This is a genomic window from Acinetobacter sp. LipI_23, from assembly GCF_058243045.1.
Genome location: NZ_JBZAYJ010000001.1, coordinates 781156 through 807461, shown reverse-complemented (window position 1 = coordinate 807461; position 26306 = coordinate 781156). Strand labels below are relative to the sequence as shown.

26 protein-coding genes and 2 pseudogenes are annotated in these 26306 nt (G+C 41.8%); 12 read left to right on the top strand and 16 right to left on the bottom strand.

Features of this window, described 5'->3' with window-relative positions; all coding sequences use genetic code 11:
* Positions 1-29: 29 nt before the first annotated feature.
* From AC4CVD_RS03920 to AC4CVD_RS03895, 6 genes are all read right to left on the bottom strand, one after another.
* On the bottom strand, positions 30-203 hold the full coding sequence (locus AC4CVD_RS03920) for a PA1571 family protein (protein ID WP_162841312.1): 174 nt from the start codon (positions 201-203) through the stop codon (positions 30-32).
* 131 nt (positions 204-334) lie between these two features.
* Complete coding sequence (rng, locus tag AC4CVD_RS03915) at positions 335-1789, bottom strand: ribonuclease G (RefSeq protein WP_004981336.1); 1455 nt, start codon at positions 1787-1789, stop codon at positions 335-337.
* A 38-nt stretch (positions 1790-1827) separates the two neighbouring features.
* Positions 1828-2394, bottom strand: a complete 567-nt coding sequence (locus tag AC4CVD_RS03910) for a Maf family nucleotide pyrophosphatase (protein WP_078426025.1) — start codon at positions 2392-2394, stop codon at positions 1828-1830.
* On the bottom strand, positions 2382-2873 hold the full coding sequence (mreD, locus tag AC4CVD_RS03905) for a rod shape-determining protein MreD (protein ID WP_078426026.1): 492 nt from the start codon (positions 2871-2873) through the stop codon (positions 2382-2384). Before mreD ends, AC4CVD_RS03910 begins: the two co-directional genes overlap by 13 nt.
* Positions 2860-3717, bottom strand: a complete 858-nt coding sequence (mreC, locus tag AC4CVD_RS03900; protein ID WP_004694667.1) for a rod shape-determining protein MreC — start codon at positions 3715-3717, stop codon at positions 2860-2862. The genes mreD and mreC overlap by 14 nt, the downstream gene beginning before the upstream one ends.
* A gap of 15 nt (positions 3718-3732) precedes the next feature.
* Complete coding sequence (locus tag AC4CVD_RS03895) at positions 3733-4779, bottom strand: rod shape-determining protein (protein ID WP_004694670.1); 1047 nt, start codon at positions 4777-4779, stop codon at positions 3733-3735.
* 132 nt (positions 4780-4911) lie between these two features.
* Between AC4CVD_RS03895 and gatC the strand changes: the two genes are divergently transcribed.
* Genes gatC through AC4CVD_RS03875 form a run of 4 tightly spaced genes read left to right on the top strand, consistent with a single transcriptional unit; the run spans position 4912 to position 8543 of the window.
* Positions 4912-5226, top strand: coding sequence for an Asp-tRNA(Asn)/Glu-tRNA(Gln) amidotransferase subunit GatC (gene gatC, locus AC4CVD_RS03890; RefSeq protein WP_086200346.1), 315 nt, complete (start codon positions 4912-4914; stop codon positions 5224-5226).
* 52 nt (positions 5227-5278) lie between these two features.
* Positions 5279-6757 (top strand): Asp-tRNA(Asn)/Glu-tRNA(Gln) amidotransferase subunit GatA, encoded by a 1479-nt coding sequence (gatA, locus tag AC4CVD_RS03885; RefSeq protein WP_419381337.1) that lies wholly within the window; start codon positions 5279-5281, stop codon positions 6755-6757.
* Positions 6757-8232 (top strand): Asp-tRNA(Asn)/Glu-tRNA(Gln) amidotransferase subunit GatB, encoded by a 1476-nt coding sequence (gene gatB / locus AC4CVD_RS03880; RefSeq protein ID WP_058952198.1) that lies wholly within the window; start codon positions 6757-6759, stop codon positions 8230-8232. Before gatA ends, gatB begins: the two co-directional genes overlap by 1 nt.
* Before the next feature lie 59 nt (positions 8233-8291).
* Positions 8292-8543: a hypothetical protein gene (locus tag AC4CVD_RS03875; protein ID WP_419381338.1), complete on the top strand. Its 252-nt coding sequence runs from the start codon at positions 8292-8294 to the stop codon at positions 8541-8543.
* 7 nt (positions 8544-8550) lie between these two features.
* Here AC4CVD_RS03875 and AC4CVD_RS03870 read toward each other — a convergent pair whose 3' ends face one another.
* Positions 8551-9483 carry an IS5 family transposase gene (locus tag AC4CVD_RS03870; protein WP_081405714.1) on the bottom strand — a complete coding sequence of 311 codons (933 nt, stop codon included), beginning with the start codon at positions 9481-9483 and terminating at the stop codon, positions 8551-8553.
* Positions 9484-9537: 54 nt separating this feature from the next.
* Positions 9538-9864: pseudogene (locus AC4CVD_RS03865) on the bottom strand (transposase); the annotation flags it as partial.
* 235 nt (positions 9865-10099) lie between these two features.
* Here AC4CVD_RS03865 and AC4CVD_RS03860 point away from each other — a divergent pair.
* Positions 10100-10705 carry a hypothetical protein gene (locus AC4CVD_RS03860; protein WP_419381431.1) on the top strand — a complete coding sequence of 202 codons (606 nt, stop codon included), beginning with the start codon at positions 10100-10102 and terminating at the stop codon, positions 10703-10705.
* Between the two features lie 122 nt (positions 10706-10827).
* Here AC4CVD_RS03860 and AC4CVD_RS03855 read toward each other — a convergent pair.
* A pseudogene (locus AC4CVD_RS03855) lies at positions 10828-11067 on the bottom strand (hypothetical protein); the annotation flags it as partial.
* 170 nt (positions 11068-11237) lie between these two features.
* On the opposite strand from AC4CVD_RS03855, the gene AC4CVD_RS03850 reads away from it, so the two are divergent.
* Positions 11238-11816, top strand: a complete 579-nt coding sequence (locus AC4CVD_RS03850) for a DJ-1/PfpI family protein (RefSeq protein ID WP_419381432.1) — start codon at positions 11238-11240, stop codon at positions 11814-11816.
* A 172-nt stretch (positions 11817-11988) separates the two neighbouring features.
* On the opposite strand, the gene AC4CVD_RS03845 is transcribed toward AC4CVD_RS03850, so the two are convergent.
* The 4 genes from AC4CVD_RS03845 to sbmA all read right to left on the bottom strand — a co-directional run bounded on the left by AC4CVD_RS03845 (position 11989) and on the right by sbmA (position 15930).
* The gene (locus AC4CVD_RS03845) at positions 11989-12507 is read right to left on the bottom strand and encodes a hypothetical protein (protein ID WP_419381433.1); all 519 of its coding nucleotides are present in this window, start codon (positions 12505-12507) and stop codon (positions 11989-11991) included.
* A 110-nt stretch (positions 12508-12617) separates the two neighbouring features.
* Positions 12618-13481, bottom strand: a complete 864-nt coding sequence (locus AC4CVD_RS03840) for a hypothetical protein (protein WP_426977327.1) — start codon at positions 13479-13481, stop codon at positions 12618-12620.
* Positions 13482-13540: 59 nt separating this feature from the next.
* Positions 13541-14593 carry a hypothetical protein gene (locus AC4CVD_RS03835; protein WP_426977329.1) on the bottom strand — a complete coding sequence of 351 codons (1053 nt, stop codon included), beginning with the start codon at positions 14591-14593 and terminating at the stop codon, positions 13541-13543.
* Positions 14594-14736: 143 nt separating this feature from the next.
* The gene (sbmA, locus tag AC4CVD_RS03830; protein WP_490752056.1) at positions 14737-15930 is read right to left on the bottom strand and encodes a peptide antibiotic transporter SbmA; all 1194 of its coding nucleotides are present in this window, start codon (positions 15928-15930) and stop codon (positions 14737-14739) included.
* Between the two features lie 346 nt (positions 15931-16276).
* Between sbmA and AC4CVD_RS03825 the strand changes: the two genes are divergently transcribed.
* Together AC4CVD_RS03825 and AC4CVD_RS03820 are read left to right on the top strand one after the other, a co-directional pair.
* Positions 16277-17209 carry an IS5-like element ISAha1 family transposase gene (locus AC4CVD_RS03825; RefSeq protein WP_426977333.1) on the top strand — a complete coding sequence of 311 codons (933 nt, stop codon included), beginning with the start codon at positions 16277-16279 and terminating at the stop codon, positions 17207-17209.
* Positions 17210-17427: 218 nt separating this feature from the next.
* Positions 17428-17622, top strand: coding sequence for a hypothetical protein (locus AC4CVD_RS03820; protein ID WP_004694700.1), 195 nt, complete (start codon positions 17428-17430; stop codon positions 17620-17622).
* A gap of 455 nt (positions 17623-18077) precedes the next feature.
* Here the strand turns inward: AC4CVD_RS03820 and AC4CVD_RS03815 are convergent, their stop codons facing one another.
* Together AC4CVD_RS03815 and AC4CVD_RS03810 are read right to left on the bottom strand one after the other, a co-directional pair.
* Positions 18078-18863, bottom strand: a complete 786-nt coding sequence (locus tag AC4CVD_RS03815; RefSeq protein ID WP_195728734.1) for a 3-hydroxybutyrate dehydrogenase — start codon at positions 18861-18863, stop codon at positions 18078-18080.
* A gap of 37 nt (positions 18864-18900) precedes the next feature.
* Complete coding sequence (locus AC4CVD_RS03810; RefSeq protein ID WP_419381379.1) at positions 18901-20325, bottom strand: GntP family permease; 1425 nt, start codon at positions 20323-20325, stop codon at positions 18901-18903.
* A gap of 575 nt (positions 20326-20900) precedes the next feature.
* On the opposite strand from AC4CVD_RS03810, the gene AC4CVD_RS03805 reads away from it, so the two are divergent.
* From AC4CVD_RS03805 to AC4CVD_RS03790, 4 genes are all read left to right on the top strand, one after another.
* Entirely contained in the window at positions 20901-21782 is an 882-nt protein-coding gene (locus AC4CVD_RS03805) for a LysR family transcriptional regulator (protein ID WP_419381378.1), read from the top strand.
* Positions 21783-22018: 236 nt separating this feature from the next.
* Complete coding sequence (locus AC4CVD_RS03800; protein WP_419381377.1) at positions 22019-22723, top strand: CoA transferase subunit A; 705 nt, start codon at positions 22019-22021, stop codon at positions 22721-22723.
* Between the two features lie 2 nt (positions 22724-22725).
* Positions 22726-23373, top strand: a complete 648-nt coding sequence (locus AC4CVD_RS03795; RefSeq protein ID WP_419381376.1) for a CoA transferase subunit B — start codon at positions 22726-22728, stop codon at positions 23371-23373.
* Between the two features lie 255 nt (positions 23374-23628).
* Positions 23629-24015 carry a carboxymuconolactone decarboxylase family protein gene (locus tag AC4CVD_RS03790; RefSeq protein WP_333655479.1) on the top strand — a complete coding sequence of 129 codons (387 nt, stop codon included), beginning with the start codon at positions 23629-23631 and terminating at the stop codon, positions 24013-24015.
* A gap of 98 nt (positions 24016-24113) precedes the next feature.
* Here the strand turns inward: AC4CVD_RS03790 and AC4CVD_RS03785 are convergent, their stop codons facing one another.
* On the bottom strand, positions 24114-26240 hold the full coding sequence (locus AC4CVD_RS03785) for a TonB-dependent receptor domain-containing protein (protein ID WP_419381380.1): 2127 nt from the start codon (positions 26238-26240) through the stop codon (positions 24114-24116).
* Between the last annotated feature and the right edge of the window lie 66 nt (positions 26241-26306).

Sequence of the window (26306 nt, the reverse complement as noted above, 5' to 3'; positions counted from 1 at the left end):
AATAAAACTAAGGGGCTTCGATAAGCCCCTTAGTTTTTAATGCTACGACATTGTTTTAATAATTGATGACACGCAGTACGAATCATAGCAGTTGTAATTTGTACTTCTTTACCCTGATCATCCACGATATACGCATTATGCGTTACTTTCGCATCTAATAAATGTTTCAAACTAGGTTGAATAATTGCTTCTCTAACACCCATATCACACCTCATTTGCTAAACCTATTTGGGAGAATAAGCTTTGGCTATTTCCGTGTTTCTAGTATTAAAAATCTAAGATCGAAAGTAAAATTTCAGTTGTAACAACTATTTAACTATATATTGTTACAATTTCAGCTCAGAATGATATCGTATTGCTCTTGCGTATATAAATTTTCCACCTGAAATTTAATCACACGACCAATGAAATGCTCTAAATCAGCGACTGCTGGGGCTTCTGCAGTTAACAAGCGGTCAATCACTGATGGATGCGCAACGACAGTAAAGCCAGTCTGAGATTGATACGCACGTGTATATCTCATGATTTCTCGAAAGATTTCGTAACATACAGACTCAGCTGTTTTCACATAACCCCGTCCCTGACAGGTCGGGCAAGATTCACATAATAAGTGCTCTAATGATTCACGCGTACGTTTACGTGTCATTTCGACTAAACCTAACTCAGAAACCTGTGTAATTTTGGTTTTTGCATGGTCCTGCTCAAGCATCCGTTCAAACTGAGTCATGACCTCAGTTCGATGCTCCTGCTCTTGCATGTCAATAAAGTCGATAATAATAATACCGCCTAAATTGCGTAGTCTCAGCTGACGCGCAATGACCTGTGTCGCTTCCATATTGGTTTTAAACACGGTGTCTTCTAAAGAGCGACCACCCACATATGAGCCTGTATTGACATCAATAGTCGTCATAGCTTCAGTCTGGTCAATCATCAAATAACCACCGGACTTCAACGCAACACGCGTCTGCAATGCTCTTTGAATGTCTTCTTCGACATTATACAAATCAAAAATTGGGCGCTCACCCGGATAATGAATGAGGCGTTCTTTAATATTCGGGACAAATTCTTCTACGAACTCTTGGAGCTTGCCATGAATTTCACGTGAGTCGACTGAAATTTTAGCGGTCTTTTCACTCGCAAGATCGCGAATAATACGCTGGGGTAAAGGCAGTTCTTCAAAAATTAATGATGGCACCGCTATACTGATTTGCTTGCGCTGAATAAATTCCCAAAGTTTTGCCAAATAAGCCATATCTTGTGCAATAGCAGCTTCCGCAATCCCATCAGCGGCGGTACGAACAATCACTGAACCCGGAAGTTTATGTTCCGCTTGAATACGCTCAATCATCGAACGTAAACGATCACGCTCAGCTTCAGATTCAATGCGTTGAGAAACACCCGTATGATTGCCATAAGGCATCATCACTAAATAGCGAGAAGGAATGGAAAGATCGGTTGAAAGCCGAGCTCCTTTGGTTCCCAGCATGTCTTTCATGACTTGAACAGTAAGAATTTGTCCCGGCTGTAAGAGCTCAAAAACATTCGGGGTGGGTTGATTGCGTGACCAAACCATATCATTAATATGTAAAAAAGCAGTTCGTGACAGTCCAATATCGACAAAAGCAGCCTGCATTCCTGGAAGAACGCGCACCACTTTACCTTTATAAATATTGCCTACTAAACCACGTTTCACCGTACGCTCAATAAATAATTCATTGACCGTGCCGTTTTCAATTAACGCGACGCGACATTCCATAGGCGTGACGTTAATTAATAACTCGTCAGACATAACAAACTCAAAACATTATAAAAAATCTTTTGAGACAGTTAATTTAGTGCCTTAACTGCCTGTAATAACTGTACCGTTTCATGCAACGGTAGCCCCACGACATTGCTATAGCTTCCCTCTATGCGTGGAATATAACGTGCTGCAATGCCTTGTATGGCGTAGGCTCCCGCCTTGCCAAGAGGTTCGGATGTGGCCCAATATGCTTCCATATCATTCGGGCTCAAATGCTGAAACTCGACTTCAGTACGAACTACTATACTTGAAATTTGCGTATTTGTACGAACACAAACCGCAGTATATACATCATGCTTGCGCCCAGAAATTTTTCCCCACATTTCAAATGCATGCTGCTTAGATTCAGGTTTGCCTAAAATCTCTTGATCGACTCCTAAACTGGTATCGGCAGCAATCACAATTGCATCAGGATATTGAAGCTGTACTGCCTCAGCTTTGGCACATGCCAGTCGTTCCACATAATAAGCTACCGACTCGCCTGCTTGTACAGATTCATCAATATCTGGACTATAGATATCAAATACTAGACCGAGCTGCTCAAGCAGCTCACGGCGACGGGGCGAACTGGACGCTAAAATTAAACGCGCCATTTCTTCAACATGAAATAGACCATCGGGAAAGTCAGCACACTACTCAACAGCGGTTGCCAATGACGTGCAAGGGAAAACTGTGCCCCAATCATAATTTGTGCGATCCACGTAATAAACAAATGCGCGACCACAGCCAAGGTGGCGATGACCCAAATATTGGCAAAGGTCATAATCCGACGTTCACGCGTTAAAAAACGGGACACAAAAGTAATCAGAACAAAACTGAGCGCGTTTAAACCCAAAGGTGCATCAAGCAATAAATCGGTGAAAATCCCGACTGCAAAGGCAAACCAAATCCCGCTCCATGTCGGCTGGCACAGCACCCAAAACAGCATCACCATCATCATAAACAATGGACGCCAGCCAGAGAGCGCATAAGACAAAGGATAAACCATCAACACTGAAGCAATGATCACTGAAAAAATGATCGGAAATAAGGGATCACGCTGTTTGGCAGCACGAAGTTTAGCGATCGGCATGCGGTTGCTCCATCGCTAAAGAATCGGAAAATAACACAACGACATGATGCCCACCCGCTAACTGCGCAGCAGGAACAACATCAATTTGAGCAAACTCGCCTGAATTATGACGACTGATTTTTGAAATGGTGCCCACCAGATAACCTGCTGGAAAATGCTCACCTAAACCAGAGCTATACACTTTTTCACCCACTTTGATTTCGGCACTGGTCGGCACGTATTCCATTTTCAAATGACCCAAATCTCCAGTCCCTGAAACAATGGCACGCATTCCAGATCGCTCTAAGCGAACCGAAAGAGAATGTTCTTTATCTGAAAGCAACATGACGCGACTACTATGCGGATAGACATTGATAATCTGTCCCATAATCCCTTTGTCATCGAGCACGGTTTGCCCGACCTTTAACTGACTGTTGGCACCACGGTTTACCACAATAATATGACGTAGTGGATCGGCATCTGTCCCAATGACTTCTGCAATCTCCATACGACCATCGATGATCAACGGGGTATCTAACAGACCGCGTAAACGTGTATTTTCCGCAGATAATTCAGATAATTTTTGTAAACGCACCTGCGCCTGCAATAACTCGGCTTGCATCGCGGTATTTTCACGGCGCAATTGAGCTTCAGACTTGGTTTGTTGATTCAGCCACTCTCGCGATAACACGGGATAACTTGCTACGGCATAAATTGGATTATAAGCGGCATACAAGACATCTCTTGCAGGTTGAATCACATGTGGCATGCGCCAGTTAAAAAACAGCACGACCAAACATGTGATCACTGCAATGATAAATGAGCGAAAAGATGGCGGTTGTCTGGAAAACAGATTTGTTTGCACCCGCCGATTCCTTTATTAGCCTACAAATAACATGTCGTGATTTGGATTATCGAAGAATTCTAAAACTTTACCACCACCACGAGTGACGCACGTTAGAGGATCTTCTGCAACCACCACAGGTAAGCCTGTTTCTTGTGCAAGAAGTTTATCGAGGTTACGGAGTAATGCACCACCACCTGTCAACACTATACCGCGCTCAGCGATGTCTGAAGACAGCTCAGGAGGCGTTTGCTCAAGTGCAGATTTCACAGCTGAAACAATACTTTGTAATGGATCAGAAATCGCTTGCGTAATTTCGTCCGAAGTCACAGTGATCGCACGTGGCACACCTTCAGCAAGGTTACGGCCGCGAACTTCAATTTCAAGTGCTTTGGCATCAGCTTCTGGTAAAGCCATACCCACTTCTTTCTTGATAATTTCAGCGGTAGTTTCACCAATCACGCAACCATGTGCTTTACGTACATAGTTAATGATTTGTTCATCAAATACATCACCACCAATACGTAGTGAGTCAGCATAGACACAACCTTGAAGCGAAATAATCGCAATTTCAGTTGTACCACCACCAACATCGACCACCATAGAGCCGCATGCTTGTTCAACTGGCATACCCGCACCAATTGCAGCAGCCATTGGCTCTTCAATCAAACGAACATCACGCGCGCCTGCATTAAATACAGCTTCACGAATAGCACGACGTTCAACCAAAGTTGATTTGCAAGGCACACACACCACAACACGAGGTGCTGGTGGGAACAGACGTTTTTCATGTACTTTACCAATAAATTGGTTCAGCATAGTTTCGGTCACTTCAAAATCGGCAATCACACCATCCTTCATTGGACGAATGGCAGAGATATTTGCAGGTGTACGGCCCAGCATTTGCTTTGCATCAAGACCAACAGCGGCAACGATTTTTTGTGAACCACTGTGACGAATTGCCACAACCGTCGGTTCATTTAATATAATGCCTCGTCCTGGTGCATAAATAAGTGTATTTGCTGTACCTAAATCAATGGCTAGATCGGGCGAAAACAAGCCAATTAGTCTTTTTAGAATCACGGAGACGTTCTCGATTAAACTTTATGTGGACGCAAGGTGGCAACTTTAACTAAATGTGATGATTTGAACAAGTCAATCGCTTATTATAACGCACGATATTTTGAATTTTTTTAATACTGATTAGGTAATATTATGTCTACATCGGATGCTCAGCATTCTGCAGATCTAAATGCAAAAACAGTTTCAGCAATCGCACATCTGGCCCGATTGTCGCTAAATGATACGCAATCTGCTGAATATGCTCAAAGTCTAAATAAAATTTTAGGCATGATGGAAACCTTAAAAGGCATTAACACTGAAGGTGTTGAGCCGCTTAAAAGCCCATTTGACAATCCACAGCCCTTACGTGAAGACGTGGTTTCTGAAGAAAATCATCGTGAAGAATATCAAGCTGTTGCACCGGCAACCCAAGATGGCTTGTACCTTGTTCCGCGCGTGATTGAGTAATTTTTATTCAGTTAAATCATTTTATTAAATTAAACGTAAAGAAATATTTCTCATGACAGATTTACATCGCTTATCGATTCGTGAACTTTCCGAGGGTTTGGCTGAGGCTAAATTTTCGTCTCGCGAATTAACAGAACATTATTTAAAACGCATTGAAAAAATCGATGCTCAAGTACAATCTTATGTGACTGTTACGCCTGAACAAGCGCTGGCTCAAGCCGATGCGGCTGATGCAGCCATTAAAGCAGGCAATGCAAGTGCTTTAACCGGTGTTCCAATTGCGCATAAAGATATTTTCTGTACCCAAGGCATTAAAACCACTGCCGGTTCTAAAATGCTGGACAATTTTATCTCTCCTTACGACGCGACCGTTGTAGCGAAAGCTAAAGCTGCGGGCCTGGTGACTCTAGGTAAAGTGAACATGGACGAATTCGCCATGGGTTCAACCTCTGAGAATTCATTCTACGGCGCTACAGCAAACCCTTGGAACTTAGGTCATGTACCAGGTGGTTCTTCAGGTGGTTCTGCGGCAGCGGTTGCAGCGGACCTTGCTCCATTTGCGACCGGTACCGATACCGGTGGTTCAATTCGTCAGCCTGCGTCATTCTGTGGCCTTACCGGCTTAAAACCGACATACGGTCGCGTATCACGTTTCGGTATGATCGCGTACGCATCATCACTGGACCAAGGCGGCCCAATGGCACGTTCTGCTGAAGACTGTGCTTACCTGATGAACGTGATGGCAGGTCATGATGCCAAAGACTCAACATCCGTTGAAAAAGATGTTGATGACTATGTGGCGAACCTAAACGGCACATCTGTTAAAGGTCTACGTATTGGTATTCCAAAGCAATACTTCAATGTCGCTGGTTTAGACGCAGACGTAAAAGCACGCGTTGAAGAATCATTGAAAAAATTGGAAGAGATGGGTGCGACTTTGGTTGAGATTGACCTCAACATGACTGAAGCTTATGTTCCAACCTATTACTTGATTGCGCCTGCTGAAGCGTCATCAAACTTGTCTCGTTACGATGGCGTGCGTTATGGGTACCGTGCAGAGAACCCTGTTGACCTGATGGACTTATACAAACGTTCACGTTCTGAAGGTTTTGGTGCAGAAGTGCAACGTCGTATCTTGATTGGTACATATGCGTTGTCTGCGGGTTACTACGATGCTTACTATGTCAAAGCACAAAAAGTCCGTCGTCTGATTCAACAAGACTTCTTAAAAGCGTTTGAATCGGTTGATGTGATTGCGGCACCTGCTGCACCAACCACGGCTTATAAAATTGGCGCGAACTTGTCCCCAGTTGAAATGTACTTGGGCGACATTTACACCATCGCGGTCAACCTTGCGGGACTTCCTGCGATTAATGCACCTGTTGGTTTTGACAAAGACAACTTACCTGTGGGCTTACAGCTGATTGGTAACTATTGGTCAGAATCTCAACTGTTGTCTGTGGTACATCAGTACCAACAAGCGACGGATTGGCATACGAAACGTGCGGCAATTGCTGAGGAGAATGCATAATGACTAAAAATGCTGCTAAACCAAAATCATTATTGATTGATGGTTGGGAAGTCGTTATTGGGATCGAGATTCACACTCAGCTTGCGACCCAATCTAAAATCTTCTCAGGTTCTTCGACTGAATTTGGTCAAGACCCAAACACCCAAGCCAGCCTCGTTGACTTGGCAATGCCGGGTGTACTACCTGTATTAAACAAAGAAGTGGTCGATTTAGCCATTCGCTTTGGTTTGGGTATTGATGCGTACATTGACCAAGCGTCTGTGTTTGCACGTAAAAACTACTTCTACCCTGACTCTCCAAAAGGCTACCAAATCAGCCAGATGGATAACCCGATTGTGGGCTTGGGTCATATCGACATTCAACTTGAAGATGGTACGGTAAAGCGCATTGGCGTAACGCGTGCCCACCTTGAGGAAGATGCAGGTAAATCGATCCATGACCAGTTTGAAGGGATGTCAGGCATCGACTTAAACCGTGCAGGTACACCTTTGCTTGAAATCGTGTCTGAACCTGATATGCGTTCGGTTGAAGAAGCGGTGGCTTATATCAAATCGATTCACACTTTAGTGCGTTGGTTGGGTATTTCTGACGGTAACATGGCAGAAGGTTCATTCCGTGCAGACTGTAACGTGTCGTTACGTCGTCCGGGTCAACCGTTCGGTACACGTTGCGAGTTGAAAAACCTCAACTCATTCCGTTTCATTGAACAAGCGATCAATGTTGAAATTGAACGCCAAATGGAAATTTTGGAATGGGATGGCACGATTGACCAAGAAACGCGTCTATTCGATCCTGTGAAGATGGAAACACGTTCAATGCGTTCGAAAGAAGAAGCGAACGACTATCGCTACTTCCCAGACCCTGACTTGTTGCCTGTGATTATTTCAGACGCGCAAATTGAAACAGCTCGTGCTGCATTGCCTGAGCTTCCTGCGGCACGTCGTGAGCGTTTCGTAGCGGACTTTGGTGTTACTGAGTACGATGCACATGTGTTGACACTGACCCGTGAAATGTCAGACTTTTATGAAGTGGTTGTGGCTGCTGCTGGTGGCGCGGCTCAAGGTAAAGTGTCTGCAAACTGGGTGATGGGCGAATTCTCTGGTGCTTTAAACAAAGCGGGCTTAGAACTCGCAGACTCCCCTGTTTCGGCTGAAAAACTGGGTGGCATGGTTGCGCGTATTGTAGATAACACCATTAGCGGCAAGATTGCCAAGCAAGTATTCGGCTTTATGTGGGATGAAGGCAAAACTGCGGACGAAATTATTGCGGAAAAAGGCTTGAAGCAGGAAACTGATACAGGTGCGATTGAAGCGATTATTAAAGACGTGCTTGCTGCTAACGAGAAGATGGTTGAAGAGTTTAAATCTGGTAAAGAGAAAGCCTTTAACGGTCTTGTTGGTCAAGTGATGAAAGCGTCTAAGGGTAAAGCTAACCCTGCTCAAGTGAATGAATTGATGAAAAAATTGATTGGTTGATTTATTCGCTAATCAATTGATTTCGTGTTATAAAAACCTCGCTTAATGCGGGGTTTCTTATGAATCAGACTATTGCATATATATCTACAACTTCATCCTATCTAAAAGAAATAATCGATAAAAAGAGCTTAAGGATTTTTGCTGCTGACTTAATACTTTCTAATGCATCAACCGAACTTCAAATTTTTTATAAAATATTAGATAGTGAAAAACTATCTTGGTTAACTCATATCCCCTTTATAATTACAAATGAATTAGGCGACATCGGCTTTGTTGCACAAAGATTTGAAATGCAAAGCGCCCCTAATTGAGCCAAATTTAAGGCGTAACTTGGGTAAGTGGTCGACCTAATTCCGTAAATCTGTTAAGGACTGCTACACGTGCATGGATTTCATTCACTTGGCTATCAAAACTCCTTGCACTGAGTTTATCTCCTAATAATTTGATGCAATGCATCTTAGTTTCAACCAAACTTCGCCGATGATAGCCTGACCATTTTTTCCATAGTGTCCTGCCTAAACGTTTAATTGTTCGAAGTAATTCATTTCGCTCTAGCGAGCTACTCTTTGTATCTTTCCATGGTTTCGCATTTTTTCTAGGTGGAATCACCGCATGCCCTTGCCGATCTGCAATGACCTGACGGCATTGCTTGGTGTCATAAGCTCCATCGGTATAAACAGAGTCAATCCGCTCATCTTGTGGAATCTGATTAAGTAAATCACCAAGCACCTGTGAATCACTGACATTATTGGTTGTAAGCTGAACTGCTCGTATTTGTAGGGTTTTAGCATCTATACCAATATGAAGTTTACGCCATTGGCGACGATATTCAGGTCCATGTTTCTTGCGTTTCCATTCGCCCTCACCTAGAAACTTCATGCCTGTAGAGTCCATGAGTAGATGCAGCCCATCGCTACTTTTTTGGTAGCTGATTACAATATCAATATGCTTTTGTCTTCTACAAAGCGTGGTGTAATCTGGAGCTATCCAATTTAATCCGCAAAGTTTAATCAGACTTTGCACAAAGCCAGTAACCATACGTAAAGACAGACGAAATAAGGATTTAATCATTAAGCAGCATTGGATGGCTGCGTCGGAGTAGGTTTGATTTCGCCCTTGTTTGCCTTTTGATGGCGCATACCATTGCGTAGCAGGATCAAACCAAATGGCAATATTTCCGCGACTCATGAGTGCTCGGTTATATGCGGGCCAATTGGTTGTGCGGTAGATTTTGTGTGTAGGCTTCTTCATTTGAAAATTATATCGCTGAAAAACCCTTTACAGATAGGTTTGTGCAACAAAGCCGTAGCTGATTACAATATCAATATGCTTTTGTCTTCTACAAAGCGTGGTGTAATCTGGAGCTATCCAATTTAATCCGCAAAGTTTAATCAGACTTTGCACAAAGCCAGTGACCATACGTAAAGACAGACGGAATAAGGATTTAATCATTAAGCAGCATTGGATGGCTGCGTCGGAGTAGGTTTGATTTCGCCCTTGTTTGCCTTTTGATGGCGCATACCATTGCGTAGCAGGATCAAACCAAATGGCAATATTTCCGCGACTCATGAGTGCTCGGTTATATGCGGGCCAATTGGTTGTGCGGTAGATTTTGTGTGTAGGCTTCTTCATTTGAAAATTATATCGCTGAAAAACCCTTTACAGATAGGTTTGTGCAACAAAGCCTATTTGGTCTAAAAGCTAAAATGAATGAAAGATCAGATTCAGACTATCAAATTCATAGAATTAGAATCGCTGGTTCTGCTAAATCGAAAATTTTAAAAGACCTAGATCTTATAAATATTAATCTTAGAACAATTTACCCTACTTTAGAAAACACTGCAAAATACTTGCAAGACAAATACAAATGAATATCAAAAAAGTATCCTCTATTACTAAACTTGAAGACTTAGGACGTATCCAACTTTCAAAGTCTTTCTTCATGCGCGACTTCCTCTATAGCGAAATCGCCAATTGGTACGGTGTGCCTAACTTTCCAGACTATCCAGAAATTGCCGTTTGTACAGGCATAAAACTCTGCGAAGAATTGCTTGAACCACTTCAAGAAAAATTTGGTCGTGTCACCATTCGATCTGCATATCGTTCTCCAAAAGTGAATCAACTCGGCAATGAAAAAGGACATAACTGCGCTAGCAACGAGAAAAACTTTGCCAGTCATATTTGGGACTATCCTGACGAAAAAGGCTACGGTGCAACGGCGTGTATTGTCATTCCTGCATTTCTAGAACTATTTGAAAAAGACCAATCCAACTGGCAACAACTCGCCTATTGGATTCATAATAATTTGAATTACAATCACCTACAATTTTTCCCAAAACTTTGTGCATTTAATATTGGCTGGCATGAACAACCTGCTCGAGAAATTTATAGCTATATTCAACCGAAAGGCTACTTACTGCGTGGTGAAGCAGCGCATGAAAAATTTGAAAAGTTTTATCCTAATTTATTGTAATGCCCCCTCATCCCCCCTTGCGCAACAGTGTTGCTCATTCCACAAGGAGAAGGAACTTTCATTACAAATTAAATGTCATAATTAGAGTAATGAAGATTCCCTCTCTGTTAGAAGAGATAAAACTACCTCACCACACCCAACTTATTCCAAATCTCAGGTGTCAAAAACGTCGTCACCATCTTGTTTAAATCCACATAACGCAACAAACCATTCAACTGCTGCTTTACTTCAGTATTCTTTACAATTTCCTCGCCTGTAATGCGCCCCAACTGCTGAAAACTCTCGCCAACCGCTTGAATGCCATCTGCCTGAATCACGGCTTTGGTCTGTGCTGAATATTGCTCAACCAGAATTCGCTGTAACGCCTACACCACGTTTTATCTAGTAGCTACTTGCTTCCTGTATTCCATTTCAAACAAAAAACCTTTACGACTAAAGACAGCAAACCACCACTTAAAGATAACATCTGAACTGTGCTAATTTAGATCAAAAGTGAACACAAATATGCACAAACAATAAAGAGGGTTTAAAGATGTCAAAACAAATTTTAATGCTCGTGGGTGACTATGCCGAAGACTATGAAACGATGGTACCTTTTCAGTTTTTAACAGGTCTCGGTTATACCGTACACGCAGTCTGCCCCGATAAAAATGAGGGCGAAAGCATCGCCACAGCCATTCATGACTTTGAGGGCGAGCAAACCTATAGTGAAAAACGTGGTCATAACTTTGCCATCAACTACAACTTTGAAGCGTTACGCACTGTGGACTATGTCGGTTTAGTTATTCCCGGTGGTCGTGCGCCCGAATATTTACGCATGAATGAACGTATCCTTGAGATCGTACGTGAGTTTGATGCTGCGAAAAAACCTATTGCAGCAGTTTGTCATGGTGCACAAATTCTTGTAGCAGCCGATATACTCAAAGGCCGTACTTGTTCAGCTTACCCTGCGTGCGCAGCCGAGGTGAAACTAGCAGGCGGGACTTATGCGGACATTGAAGTGACAGAAGCTGTAACCGATGGACACTTGATCACAGCGCCGGCTTGGCCTGCACACCCTGCTTGGATGGCGCAGTTTATTCGAGCTTTAGGGGCGACTGTAACGATTTAATTTTGTTGTTCCTCAAATGAATCTTTTATGAGATGGCCTATCAGCCTTTAGATTCAAAAATAAAAAAGCTCCTTCGATTCAAGGAGCTTTTTTAATGGCTTTTTTTATAACATTAATGCTTTCGATTCAGTTTATAAATCGCTCTCACTATTCATAATCTTCAAAGGCCGAACTACCTCGTCACACCCAACTTATTCCAAATCTCTGGGGTTAAAAAAGTCGTGACCAATTTATTCAAATCCACATAGCGCAGCACACCTTGCAACTGGCCCTTCACTTCAGGGTTCTTTAAAATTTCCTCACCCGTAATCTGTCCAAGTTCCTGAAAACTGTCTCCAACCGCTTGTATACCTTCAGCTTGAATCACTGCTTTAGTCTGAGCTGAACATTGCTCTACCAAAATACGTTGTAAAACCTGTGCTAAGTTTTTATCTAGCTGTGTACGCTGTGCATCGGTGACATTGCTATACACCTTCAGATCTGGATGTGCAGCCAATGCCGCAAACGTCCACTGCAACACAGTAGTTTTATCTGTTGCTGTCGTTGACTTCACCAAACAATTACTCAATTGCTCGACTGTAGTACTAGCCGTTGCAACTTGGACTGAACCACACAATGCTGCTACCAAAAAAGCGTGACGAAAAAGAACAGAAGACCGACCACGTAAAACGCTTAAAACAGGCTGTGACATAAACTCAACTCCAATCAACAATTGCATTCTTTGTATCACAAAGCCCGTCAATCAGCCTGTTATGGAACTGTAAAATTACCGTGTAGTTGGAGAAAATTAATTCGCTCAACTCAAGCGATTTCTCTATTCAGCTCAGCAGTTTCAAAGGCAGTGAGCTGTGGGTGTATGGTCGGGCATGCATTCCAAAACCAATAGAAATAACCTTTGGGGTCAAGCAAAGTATGCATCTGAATCGTAGATTGATCACTTTCGCCCTTCCAACACGCTAAAGCAGCATTACGGTTATTATGTAAATCAATAAATTCCGGAGCGACTTGCTTCGGCATTTCAGGAATATAAAGTGCGTCACCATGTTCCACCCACAAGTCAGCCAAGTAAATTTTTCGGTCTTTTGGAAAATATCGTCCTGCTGAGATCACCAACAGCAAATGATTGAGATCGGTTGAAGCAAATACATGCGGAAAGTCATGATGCTCTAGGTCTGTGACGACAAAGGGGTATAAGGTTCTTGCGACTAGATTGATTTGAGTTGGGTCATAAGGAAAAAAATGGCCCGCCAACATGCCATATTGATATTCAATTTGAGACAACTTTTTCTGCGTAGCCTGCACCTCTATCGCCTGTCCAGCTTTCACTAAAGTCATACCAAATGCAGCAGCAGTTTCTGGCGTGGCTTTGAGTGGCATAAACTCAAAAGTGTTTCCCGCGAATGCTAACTGAGTCTGCTCTCCCCAATGGGTTTGGATCGTTGCTATTTCTTTGGGTACATCATAAACATGGCCCATACTCATATGGGCGTTGGTTGAGGATGCTTGGATCAGCTCAATAGCATCTGATACATCGGCTAAATACTTGGGTGTTCCGCCATTGTTGTAAAAATAAGGCTGAGCTGAAATATCAACGTCTATTTCTTGCACGGTCTGATCCAGCAAAGGCGCAGTAAAATAGGTGGCTGGTGTTTGGACATTACTCATGATGTTATTCCTTTGGTTGAGGTGCTCACATGAAGTTGGGTCGCAAACAGCCGAAAATCTTACTTCATTTGCTTGAGCATATTTTTAGCACCTGTGTGGTTATGGTTTTTGGCTAAGTTCTGCAAAACATATTTTGCCTGCCCTTTCGGGTTGGAAAAACGACTGCTATAACTTGGAATACCCGTTAAACAACGTGCAACTAATATGCCCGATTCGGTATAGACATTTGAGGCATCCGACCCCGGCAAACGACCATAGTTATATGCGCGTTGTGCACTGTTACAGGCAGCGACTTGGTTGCGTCCACTGTTAATATCACGGCGTGCAGCCACATACAGTTTGGCCTGTTGCTGCTGTGGTGTTTCTAAAGCTTTGGGAGCTTTAGGTGGTACTTCAACTTTGCTTTCTTTTTTAAGCTCAACTTCTTTTTTGCTTTCTTCCTCTTTCTTCACCTCTACCTTGGTGGCAGGTGCCTTCGTCACCGCTTTTTTGCTTGGTGTAATAGGTGCCATACTCCGTGGTGCTGGCTCAGTCAGTACTTTGCTTTGTAAATTAACCACACGAGTATCATTTGAGTTAGGCAGTTTACGTTCAGACAATGCCTCAATGCTCACCGACCACTGCTCGCCATTATTGAGCTGGCAACGAAAAGCACCCGTACCCTGTTTTAAACTGTTATAGGTGCGAAGTAATTTTTTCGCCCACGGATCTTTCACTAAGCTAAAACTACTTTTTTGTGTCTGAGTAAAACGCCCACCATGTGCTTGGCAATACTGACTAAACATGCTGCGTGGATATAGCACCTCGATATCTTTTTCATTTTTTACGCCTACCGTGTGATAGACGTATTCTTTGCTGTTTTTATCGGTATCATTAATTTTTCGTTCTACGATTAATTCTTGTGGTGATGCAATATTTTTAAAAGGTGCTTGTGCTATATTTCCCAGACTGGTACAGCCCTGCAACACACTCACCAAAACCCCAAATACACATAAAATTTTATAATTCACTACGACTTTACTCTTAAACACCCGCATAAAAACATTAGCGGAAAGCACATAAAATAACAAACTTAAATAACTGTTTTTATTATTTATTTTAGCTTGACACACACATCGTTTTGCTTTGCTTTATGACAACCTCAACAACATTTCATCAATTTAATTTGACCCATATAACAAAAGTTACAGACAAAACGATGTTTGAACACATAAAAAACCTGCCGTGAAAGGCAGGTGAGATACATCAAAAATATTTAGTCATCTAAAGTCGATTCAAAAGCTTTTAGACGCTTATAAATTGAGAGCAGTTCAATAATGGTTTTCCATGACAGAATTAGATATTGAAATGACTCTCGTACTTTATCAAACACATTACCAATTTGGTTGATTAAACCTAGAGTCATTTTCCCTGCTGCAATTGCGGGAAATAACACCACCAAACTGTATAAAATATCCAGTTGTCGATACCATGTCGCGACTAAGTTAAAATAAGCATAGTGAAAATAAAGTCTAAAATAATTCTTTCTTACTCTGCTAAACAGTTCGACCAATGTTGCAGGTTGGGCACGGTCTGTATGGTCTTCCCCATACACCAACTCTTTACGGTAAGCCGCTTCAACCTTCTGATTATTAAACTCTAAACCTGGTAGTTTACTTCCCACTACCATTAACAAGACCGTACCAAAAATAGCCCAAATAATAGAAGCCCAAACTAGGGAATGTTTTACTTCACCCACAATAGGCAATTCAGGAACATGCTTTGAAAGCTCAAATAGAATTGGTAAGAAAGCCACCAACACCATCACAGCCTTGATCAACTCAACGCCCAAATCTTCTAAAATAGTAGCAAAGCGCATAGTGTCTTCTTGCACACGTTGTGATGCCCCTTCTATATGACGTAATTTTTCCCAGTGTTGGGTGTAGTATTCATTCATCGCTGTACGCCACCGAAATACATAGTGGCTGGTGAAAAAGGCATTGATCACTGCGAAAGTGACCGCAACCATCGCAATATACAAGAAGGTTAAAGTACCCATATATAGGTCTTTAATGTTCCCCCCTTTGCCAAGCATGCTTTGAATGAGATCCCAAAATGGTCCATACCATGCGTTGATGGCAACACTGACCTGTACACCAAACCAGATGTTAAACAGAATAAATGCGGACCCCCAAATCGACCAGCGTTGCCATTTATTGTCTGAGACAAAACGCCAAAATAAGGCAAAGAGTGTTGTCGCTATAAAAAACCAGAGATAGAACCACAGAAAAGCTGGAGACCAAAAACGGCTTACCCCAATAGCTAATTCAGCCGTTGCATAACCTTGCGGCCAACCTATGACACTTCCCCATGTATTTCCCCCTGTGTACCACAGTACGACATTAATCACTGACCAAAATAATACCGAAATGAAGAACCATCTAGGGTTTGGGAAAAATGACTTAAACATGAACGATATATATCCCTTTTATGTTTCAGTTATGCAATCCGTGCATACTAATCCTTATTTCTTAATTTAGTACAATCGCATTACAGCAAGTTTGTACACTTTACTTATCCTTATTGGGTTATACGTTATTTGATTTGTATGCCCCTTCACAAGAGCTCAGGACATTATTTTCCGACTTGATCAGTCACATCACTTTAAAAATTAATTATTTCAATAACTTATAAAAATAAGAACGGGCTTTGCCTCAGATTTAAAGTAATTTTTTATTGCTTATAACTTTTGGGTTTCAAACGGCTTTGTTGCACAAACCTATCTCTAAAGGCTTATTCCACAATATAATTCTCAAATGAATAAGCCCACACCTAAAATCTATCGTACAACCAATTGGTCTTCTTATAACAGTGCATTAATAAATCGAGGAAATCTCTCAATTTGGTTTGATCCCAAGACTCAATGGTACGCTCAACCCAAAGGTAAACATGGTCGAAATCAAACTTATTCAGATACAGCCATCCAATGCTGTTTAATGATCAAATCCTTATTTCATCTTTCTTTACGCATGGTCACTGGCTTTGTGCAAAGTCTCATTCATCTTTGTAGATTAGATTGGACAGCACCAGACTATTCCACCATCTGCAGAAGACAAAAGCATATTGATATTGCAATTAACTATCATAAAAGCAGTAATGGCCTCCAGCTACTCGTCGATTCTACTGGCTTAAAGTTTCTAGGCGAAGGTGAATGGAAGCGTAAGAAACACCAACCTGAATATCGTCGCCAATGGCGTAAACTTCATATTGGTATAGATGCTGAAACCCTTCAAATACGCGCTATTCAACTCACTACAAATAATGTGAGTGATTCACAAGTGCTTGGTGATTTACTCGATCAGATTCCACAAGATGAGCAGATGGACTCTGTCTATACTGATGGGGCTTATGACACCAAGCAATGCCGTCAAGTAATTGCAGACCGACAAGCACATGCGGTGATTCCGCCAAGAAAAAATGCGAAACCTTGGAAAGATACAAAGACCAGCTCGCTAGAGCGAAATGAATTACTTCGAACAGTTAAACGTTTAGGAAGAACAATATGGAAAAATTGGTCAGGCTATCATCGCAGAAGTCTGATAGAAACCAAGATGCATTGCATTAAATTATTAGGCGATAAACTCCGTGCGAGAAACTTTCAAAGCCAAGTCAATGAGATTCATGCACGTGTGGCCGTATTAAATAAATTTACAGATTTAGGTCGACCTCACACCCAAGTTGCCACTTAAATTTAGATAACTTGGAAGAAGTTTAGCTTTTGAATGTTTGTGCAACAAAGCCGTTTCAAACTAAAAAATTGCTTAGGATTTAAAGCGAATACACTAATGGTATTTCTATGACAACGATACGATTACTTGTTGATTTTATGTATAAAAGAATGAAGTTTGCACATTTTAAAATGACTTCATGCTACTATCTTTTCATTAAAAACTATTGGATCTATGACATGGAAACCCTAGTACTTGAACTGATCAAACCACTCACACTGACAAAAGAAGACTTTCCACCCATTAACTTTGAAGAAGGCACTGTGCTCAAAGTTCTCATGAAAACACCTACTGGTTACTTGGTAACGGCAGATTCTCGTTTTAATTTTACGGTGTCTTTTGATGATGAAAATCAAGTGTGGCAGAAGCTGTAATTTGCAATGCTCTTTAATAAAAGAATAATCCATTCAATAAGATAAAAATAAAAATCCATCTTTTTATTGATTTAAAACTGGTTATTTTTATTAAAATTTAGTTTTTTATACCCAATCAGCAAATGAAGCCGTGCTGAGAGTTTTCTGTAACTATGGATTTTGTGATTTCTAGGACTCATTTGTAGCATCGTTATGCATTCATTTTCTCTTTAATCTATTGATTTAATTACTCTACATTAAGCCCTTCATCCTTGGTACTTAAAATAATGAACTATAAATCAGAAAAAGAGAAAGGATTTGAAAATCTTCAGTCTATAACTCTCTATTTACCGACTCATTCACCAAGCTCACCACTTATTTAAACCTAGGTCTTTCTGCAAAATCTATCGCTATAAAAAAAGCCCCAGATACGAACATCCGAGGCTTCTCAATTTTTAAACGTGTGCTGAGCTAAGTTATTGCGCGGTATAACCACCATCCATCACCACGGCTTGACCCGTTACACCGCCCGCCTTATCACTGGCAAGAAAGATCGCATAATCCGCAATTTCTTCTACACTCAATAAGCGTTTTTGCGGCACCATCGCCAAAATCACATCTTCTAATGCACTTTGTTCACTGACATTTCGGGTTTTAGCCAAGTCATGAATTTGACCACGTACCAACGGCGTGTCGACATAGCCCGGACACAGAGCATTCACGGTGATGCCATCGCGTGCGCACTCTAAAGCCGCAACTTTGGTCAAACCAATCACGCCATGCTTAGCACTGTTATAGCCGGCCTTGCCAGCAAATCCAATCAGACCGTTAATCGAGGCCATATTAATCACGCGACCAAACTGCTGCGCTTTCATGATTGGAAATGCGTACTTAATGCCAATGAATGCCCCCACCAACATGACATTAATCAGCTTTTGATAGACTGCTGTTGGAAAGTCTTCAATCACTGCAACATGCTGAAAACCCGCATTATTGATGAGGATGTCCAACCGACCATAGGTTTTTTGAGTCAGTTCAATCGCTGTTTTATATGCTTCTTCATCGGTCACATCGCAAGGCGCAGACAATGCTTCAAAGCCTTGCTTTTGAAGTGCCGCCACAGTTTCAGCACACTTATCTGCATTCATATCAGAAATGACAACTTTGGCACCTTCACTGGCAAATTTCTTTGCAATTTCATGTCCAATACCACTGGCTGAACCTGTAATAAATGCAACTTTATCTTTTAACAGTTGACTCATGATGTACTCCGTTGTCTTCTTTTTTCATTCCAAAGTCTTAAACAATACCAAACCAAGTAAAGGCAGCAATGGCAACAAATACCGCGATGGTTTTAATAATCGTGATGGCAAAAATGTCTTTATAAGATTGTTTATGGGTTAAACCTGTGACTGCAAGCAAGGTAATCACGGCACCGTTATGCGGTAAGGTATCCATACCACCAGATGCCATCGCTACAATACGATGCATCACTTCGGGTGGAATCCCCATGGCTAGAATCGCAGCATTGTATTGATCAGCCATCGCACTTAAAGCGATACTCATACCGCCAGAGGCTGAACCTGTCACGCCTGCCAATACTGTCGTGGTGACCGCACCATTGACCAGTGGATTGGTAAAGGTATTGCCCAATGCATGACTAATGATCGCAAAGCCCGGTAAAGCCGCAATGATCGCACCAAAACCATATTCAGATGCGGTATTCATCACTGCAAGTAAAGACCCGCCAATACTGGCATTAACGCCATCTTTGAAGCCTGTATAGACACGACGGAAATCAAATGAAATTGCCGCGATAATACCCACAATTAAGGCTAAACCCACGGCCCAAATGGCAGAAGTTTTGGCAACATTGACAGTGTAAGCTGCAAGTCCAATGGCATTGAAATCAAAACCGTTTGGATACCATTCTTTAATTGCAGTGGATAAATACTTATTGGTCACGGCAACTAAAATAAGAGGTACAAAAGCCAACCATTGACGCGCGGTAGAACCATTCGAGGTTGTATCTAAGTTTTGCTTCAGTTGTTGTTGCTCGGCTTCTGTCAGCTCAATACCTGTGGCATAACCGTCGCCATTTCGAGCAGCTACACGGCGACGCCATTCTAAATAGCTCAAACCTGTAACAAGAACAAATACACCTCCAATCAAACCAAGAAACGGTGCTGCATAAATGTCCGTACCAAAAAAGGTCGTCGGAATAACGTTTTGAATTTGCGGGGTTCCCGGCAAGGCATCCATGGTAAACGTAAATGCACCAAGGGCAATGGTTCCCGGAATCAAACGCTTTGGAATGTTGGCTTGTCTAAAGAGTTGATTTGCAAATGGATAAACGGCAAAGACCACAACAAAGAGACTGACGCCGCTATAAGTTAAAATTGCACCCAACAGCACAACGGTTAACATCGCATTTTTAGAGCCAATCAGGTTCACAATAGTTTTGGCAATGGATTCGGCAATCCCTGACATTTCAACCACTTTACCGAAAATGGCACCGAGTAAAAACACCAAGAAATAATCTTTAATAAACCCAACCATTTTGGGCATAAATACGCCTGAATAAAAAGGCAAAACGTTAGCTGGGTTAATCAGTAAAACCGCTAACAGGGCACAAATTGGTGCCATAAGAATGACAGAAAAACCTCTGTAGGCTGTATACATCAGTAGCCCAAGAGACAATAAAATTACACCCAAATCCCACATATTTTTTACTCCATCCTTAAAGAAAATATGTCTTGATGTGCTGTGATATTAATGGCGAATGATGTCAAATCTAGTTGAGTCACAGTGCAATCAGCCTGTGCGGAAAGACCGAATACGCATTCATAGACCGTCTATTTTCCCTCATGACGAGATGTCTATTTGCACTCTGATCTATGTACTATATTTATCCATCAGAGCATTAATATTTCAGCTTATGAGTCAGACTATAATGCATATAAACCCACGCATTGTTTGAAAATAATCATTGAGTAAGAAGAAAAATTGATTAATATCCAAGCCCTAGCAAGACTGATAAAACTAATTGCATCAAGTTAAAGGTAAAATTTCAAAATCGCACGAAATGACTATTTTTTATATTTTCATTCAGTTAAAACATATTTTTACAGACTATCATGCTGTTCGACTTATACTGCTTTGACGACTTGATAAAAATGACACCCACTTCCATCACTTGATCTGTTTTGACCGTCTGTTGTATTTTTCATGTAAACCATTTGAGAAAAACACGTTCATCTTCATTCAACATCGTGTTGCATCATTGCTCAGGGAAGCTCATGACACTCAAACAATTAAAAGCCTTTTTGGTCCTTGTACGTACGCTTAATTATGCCAATGCAGCCAATGAACTGTGTCTGAGCCAATCCGCTCTCAGCTTAAGCATTAAAACATTAGAAGAAGAACTGGGTGGAAAACTGTTTAAACGCAATACACGTCGGGTAGAAATCACCCTTGAAGGTCAGTCCCTCATTCCCTATGCCAAAAAGCTCTTGGCCAACTGGGAGGATATGGAAAAAGATGTCAAACAGCGCTTTAAACTCAACCGTGGTACTTTAAATATTGCCTCAATGCCCTTTGCCACTCATGCGGTACTCCCCGAAGTGATGCATGATTTTGCACAGCAGCACCCCAACATCAGTTTTTCAATCCATGACATCACCAATGAAAAAATCATTGAAAAAGTTCAAGAAGGCATCTTTGAGATTGGCATTTGTTTTGAGCCCAAGGCCAATGATCAACTGATTTTTCAGCCTATATTCAATGAAGACTTTTTAGCTCTCTTGCCCAAACACCACGTCTTAGCCAAACAAAAAAGCATGACATGGCTTGAACTCTGCTCTTGTCCATTTGTGACCTTACAAAACCCCTCGATTATTCGCCATGTGATTGAGGAACATTGTGCTGCGCTTCAAGTGGTGTTGGACTTGAAAGTCGAATGCCACCAAATCAGTTCGCTTTCACATTTTGTTGCCTACGGTATGGGCGTGAGTGCTATTCCACGACACTTCCAAAAATTCATCGATCTTGAAAAAAATGTGTTGGTTGAAATTGAGGACAACCAAGCGCAACTCGCGGTGGGCATTATTTATAAAAAAGATTATGAACTGTCTAACATGTCGTCTCAATTTATTGAAACCACACTTTGGCATCATTTCTAAGCTAAGCTCTCCCCCCTTCTCTGGGCGAAACTGAAGCTAAACCTTAATAGCTCAGAATAAGCCTATGATTATTTGCATAGCTTTCACACATGCTTTGACTCTTCTTTTATCTATTTTTCTTCGTAAATATTCTGCATTAATGAGTTTTTCTTATTATACATTAGAAAGATTCAATTTCTAAAAAGTGCAGCGCAATGCTAAAAAAATAACAAGCAAGGAAGATAAGGAAATAAAAGATGAATAAAGTCGTCACAAATGCAGCCGAAGCATTGGCTGATGTGGTTGCCAATAATCAAACTGTTGCCGTGGGTGGTTTTGGCCTCTGTGGTATTCCAGAAGCATTAATTGATGCCTTAAAAGATACAGGTGTCACAGGTTTAACCTGTATTTCGAATAATGCGGGTGTGGATGGCTTTGGTTTAGGTAAATTATTAGAAACCAAACAAATTAAAAAAATGATTGCCTCTTATGTCGGTGAAAATAAAGAGTTTGAGCGTCAGTATCTCAATGGTGAACTTGAAGTTGAGCTCACTCCGCAAGGTACGCTCGCAGAAAAACTACGTTCAGGTGGCGCAGGTATTCCTGCATTTTTCACCCAAACAGGTGTAGGCACCCTCATTGCCGAAGGTAAAGAAGTCCGTGACTTTGATGGTCGTCCGCATATTTTAGAAATGTCCCTTACTGCGGACGTTGCTTTAGTGAAAGCCTACAAAGCCGATAAAGCCGGTAACTTGGTATTCCGTAAAACAGCGCGTAACTTTAACCCTGACTGTGCCATGGCAGGCAAATTCACCATTGCCGAAGTTGAACAAGTGGTTGAAATTGGTGAAATCGATCCAGATGACATCCATTTACCGGGGATCTACATCAACCGTGTGGTACTGAACACCACCCCTACAAAGCAGATCGAACAACTGACCATTAAAGCAGAGGAAGCTTAATCATGGCTTGGACACGTAATGAAATGGCGCAGCGTGCTGCCCTTGAACTCGAAGATGGTTTTTATGTCAACTTAGGTATTGGCTTACCGACTTTAGTGGCCAATTATCTGCCAGAAGGGATCAATGTTTGGTTACAGTCAGAAAATGGCTTGCTCGGTATTGATGAGTTTCCAACCCCTGATGCAGTCGATGCAGACTTGATTAATGCAGGAAAACAAACTGTCACCGCACGTAAAGGGGCTGCATTTTTCTCAAGCTCAGAATCTTTTGCCATGATTCGGGGTGGACATGTCAATATTGCTATTTTAGGTGCAATGGAAGTCTCTGAAACAGGCGACTTGGCAAACTGGATGATTCCGGGTAAAAAAGTCAAAGGCATGGGCGGTGCAATGGACTTGGTTTCTGGTGTACAAAAAGTTGTGGTTCTGATGGAGCACTGCGCCAAAGATGGCACGCCTAAAATCGTGCCTCAGTGTACCCTACCGCTCACAGGTAAAGCTGTCGTCAGCCGTATCATTACTGACTTAGGTGTGATGGATATCACTGCTGAAGGTATGAAACTGGTTGAACTGGCAAGCGATGTGAGCCTAGAACAAATCCAGAAAGCGACTGGATTAGAACTTATCATCAATGACTTTAAAGCTGCTTAAGTACAAAACAGCATCATTCAAAGCAGCTTCGGCTGCTTTCTTATTAGGCTCAGTCAAAAATATTTTCAGTTTCCAATAGGTATTTTTATGGCCTTTAAATCAAACATAAAAACCATCATCAGCTTGTTCAAGAGCATCTCTATACTCCCAAATTTAGGGAATGATGACTCCCGCGCACATCTTTTTAACCCAAATATCGGATGAAAAACCACACCGCTCGGCTACTATATTCGCATTCCACATCCAGAGGTTCCCATGTCACAACAAGATTATGAAAATGGTTTAAAAGTTCGCAGAGAAGTCATGGGCGAATCTTTTGTTAAACGTGCTCAAGACAATACTGTACCTTTCACCCAACCTTTGCAGGACTGGATTAATGAACATGCTTGGGGCTCAACATGGCAACGTGAAGGTGTATTACCGCGTAAATATCGCTCGTTAATTACCATTGCATTTTTGACAGCACAAAAAAGTCCAACTGAGCTGAAAGGTCACGTTCGTGGTGCGCTAAATAACGGTGCAACGGTTGAAGAAATTCAAGAAGTTCTTTTACACAGTTTGCCTTATTGCGGCGCACCTGCAACTCAAGAGGCGTTCCGCGCTGCGCTGGAAGTGATTCAGGAATATCAAAGCAATCCATAAATAGATTAAGCGCCCATACAAAAGCGTTTTTTGCAGTCGTATGGCGCAATTCATCTGGTTTGGCTATGCAGCATTTTTGCCTAACCAAACCATTTTTATTAAAAGGCTTTGGTCACACTCATGCCAACGCTAAAGTTTCGACCATCGGCCGGTTCAAAGAAGCGACTATTGCTGTCATTTACAATCACTGAGCCAACATAGTTACGGTCAAACAGGTTATCGACTCGGGCATAGCTGTTTACTTTCCAGTCACGGTTTACCCATAAATAGCCGACATTGGCAGCCAAAACGGTATAACTTGGTGCAGTATCTGAGTTGATATCATCGACATAAATTTTATCCATATAGCGTGCTTCTAAGCCTGCTTGGAAACCCTGTTCAGGTTGCCATGCAATACGAGTAAATGCTTGGTTTTTGGCAACTCCGGGAATCTTATTTCCTTTATTAATGGCTTTCGCATAAGTTTTTTTTGAATCATCTGGATTCGCTATTTCTGCTGTATAACTATCAAATTCAGCATCGATATAACTAAAGCTCGATTGTATGTTGAGCTGTTTCCAGATCGTTTGTTGCCATGAAAGCTCTAACCCTTGTCGCGTGGTTTGATCTGCATTACGAAAAGTCGCACGACCATCACGTGTTCCCGCTGTCACTATATCGTTTTTTGTATCTGTCTGGAAAACAGCTAAAGTGAAGAGCCCGAATGGATTCTGCGACTTTAAACCTAGCTCGTAATTATCACTACTCGCAGGTTTTAAGGCAAAATTCATACCCGATTTCTTAGGATCAGCGTTATAAGCCATTTCGGTAAAGGCAGGGGTTTCAAAGCCTTTGCCATAACTGGCATAGGCATAAAGTTCAGGTGAAATTTCCCAACCTAATGCCACAGATGGCAATAATTTTTGATAATCGGTTGAGCCACTGTCATCACCATTGCCATCTACAATGTAATGATCATCGGACTCATAATGCACATTGCTATAGCGTAAGCCTGTATCAAGATGCCACGTAGGTAAGAACTGCCATGAAGCTTGTACATACGGATCTAAATTCCATAAGGTATTATTTTCATTACGGCGTAATGCACCTTTTACACCAAAGTTACTTTCATTATCATAATTTTTATAGCCTTTCCGGTCTTCAACCATCCGGTCTAAAGCCACACCGGCAACTAAAGTTGTATTCGGTAAAAGCGCTTTACCCGTCCAACGGAAGTCTGCACCATAATAATCCCGATCAAAATCAATCACGCCACCTGCATGGCGATCATTCTCTTGAAACTCTTTTGGAATCGACTGATATTGTACAACTTGTCGGTTGCCCAAATAGAACATGCTATACAACTCTTGCTGGTCATTCAGCGGCTTAGTCCACGTCAGTCCTGTTTGGGTTTGTTCAATTTCTTTACGGACATTATAGGTATTTTTGCTATCATTGACTTGTTTGGGATTGGCTTTCCACTGCTCACGCTTTAGACCTTGTGGGTCGTCAGCATCAATATCGACACGATTCATCACCCAGTTGATTTTACTGCCATCCTCTAAGTTCCACGTCAGTTTGGCATTATTCAGTACTTTTTGTGCTGCACTATGGTCTCGAAAACCATCGGTATCAAAATAAGAGGAACTAATCACATAAGCGGGTTGATTGGCCTGTTCAGAACCCCCTTGTAATTGGATATTGGCTTGTTGCTTATGGTGGCTGCCTGCATTTAGACCCACTTGAATTGAGTCTTTGCCTTGCCCTTCTTTAGTCTCAGTCAAGATGGTTCCACCTGATGAGTTACCATATAAAGATGAAAATGGCCCTGTCACTACTTCGATGTGATCTAAACTATTGAGGTCAATATTGGAACTTTGCCCTTGACCATCAGGCATGGTCGCAGGAATACCATCGACATACATCCGAATGCCACGCACGCCAAAAGTCGAACGAGCGCCAAAGCCACGCATCGAAATCTGTAAGTCTTGCGCATAGTTTTCACGGTTATTAATTTGTAAGCCTGCAACCCCTTGTAAAACTTCGGATAGGTTCACATTGGCATTGTTTTGTACTGTAGCCGCTTGGACTTTTTGAATGGATGCAGAAGTCGATAACAACTCGCTATCGGTATGTACCGCTTGGACGGTGATGACAGGAAGTTGATATTCTGTCGCTTCTGCATAAGCATGCATAGATTGTAAAATAACCGCTGTCAATAAGGCTTGTTTAAAAGGCGCAGGCATCAAATAAGTTAATCGCACAATATTTCCTTGCTTGTTATTACCATAAAAATGGGAAGCCTATCATCT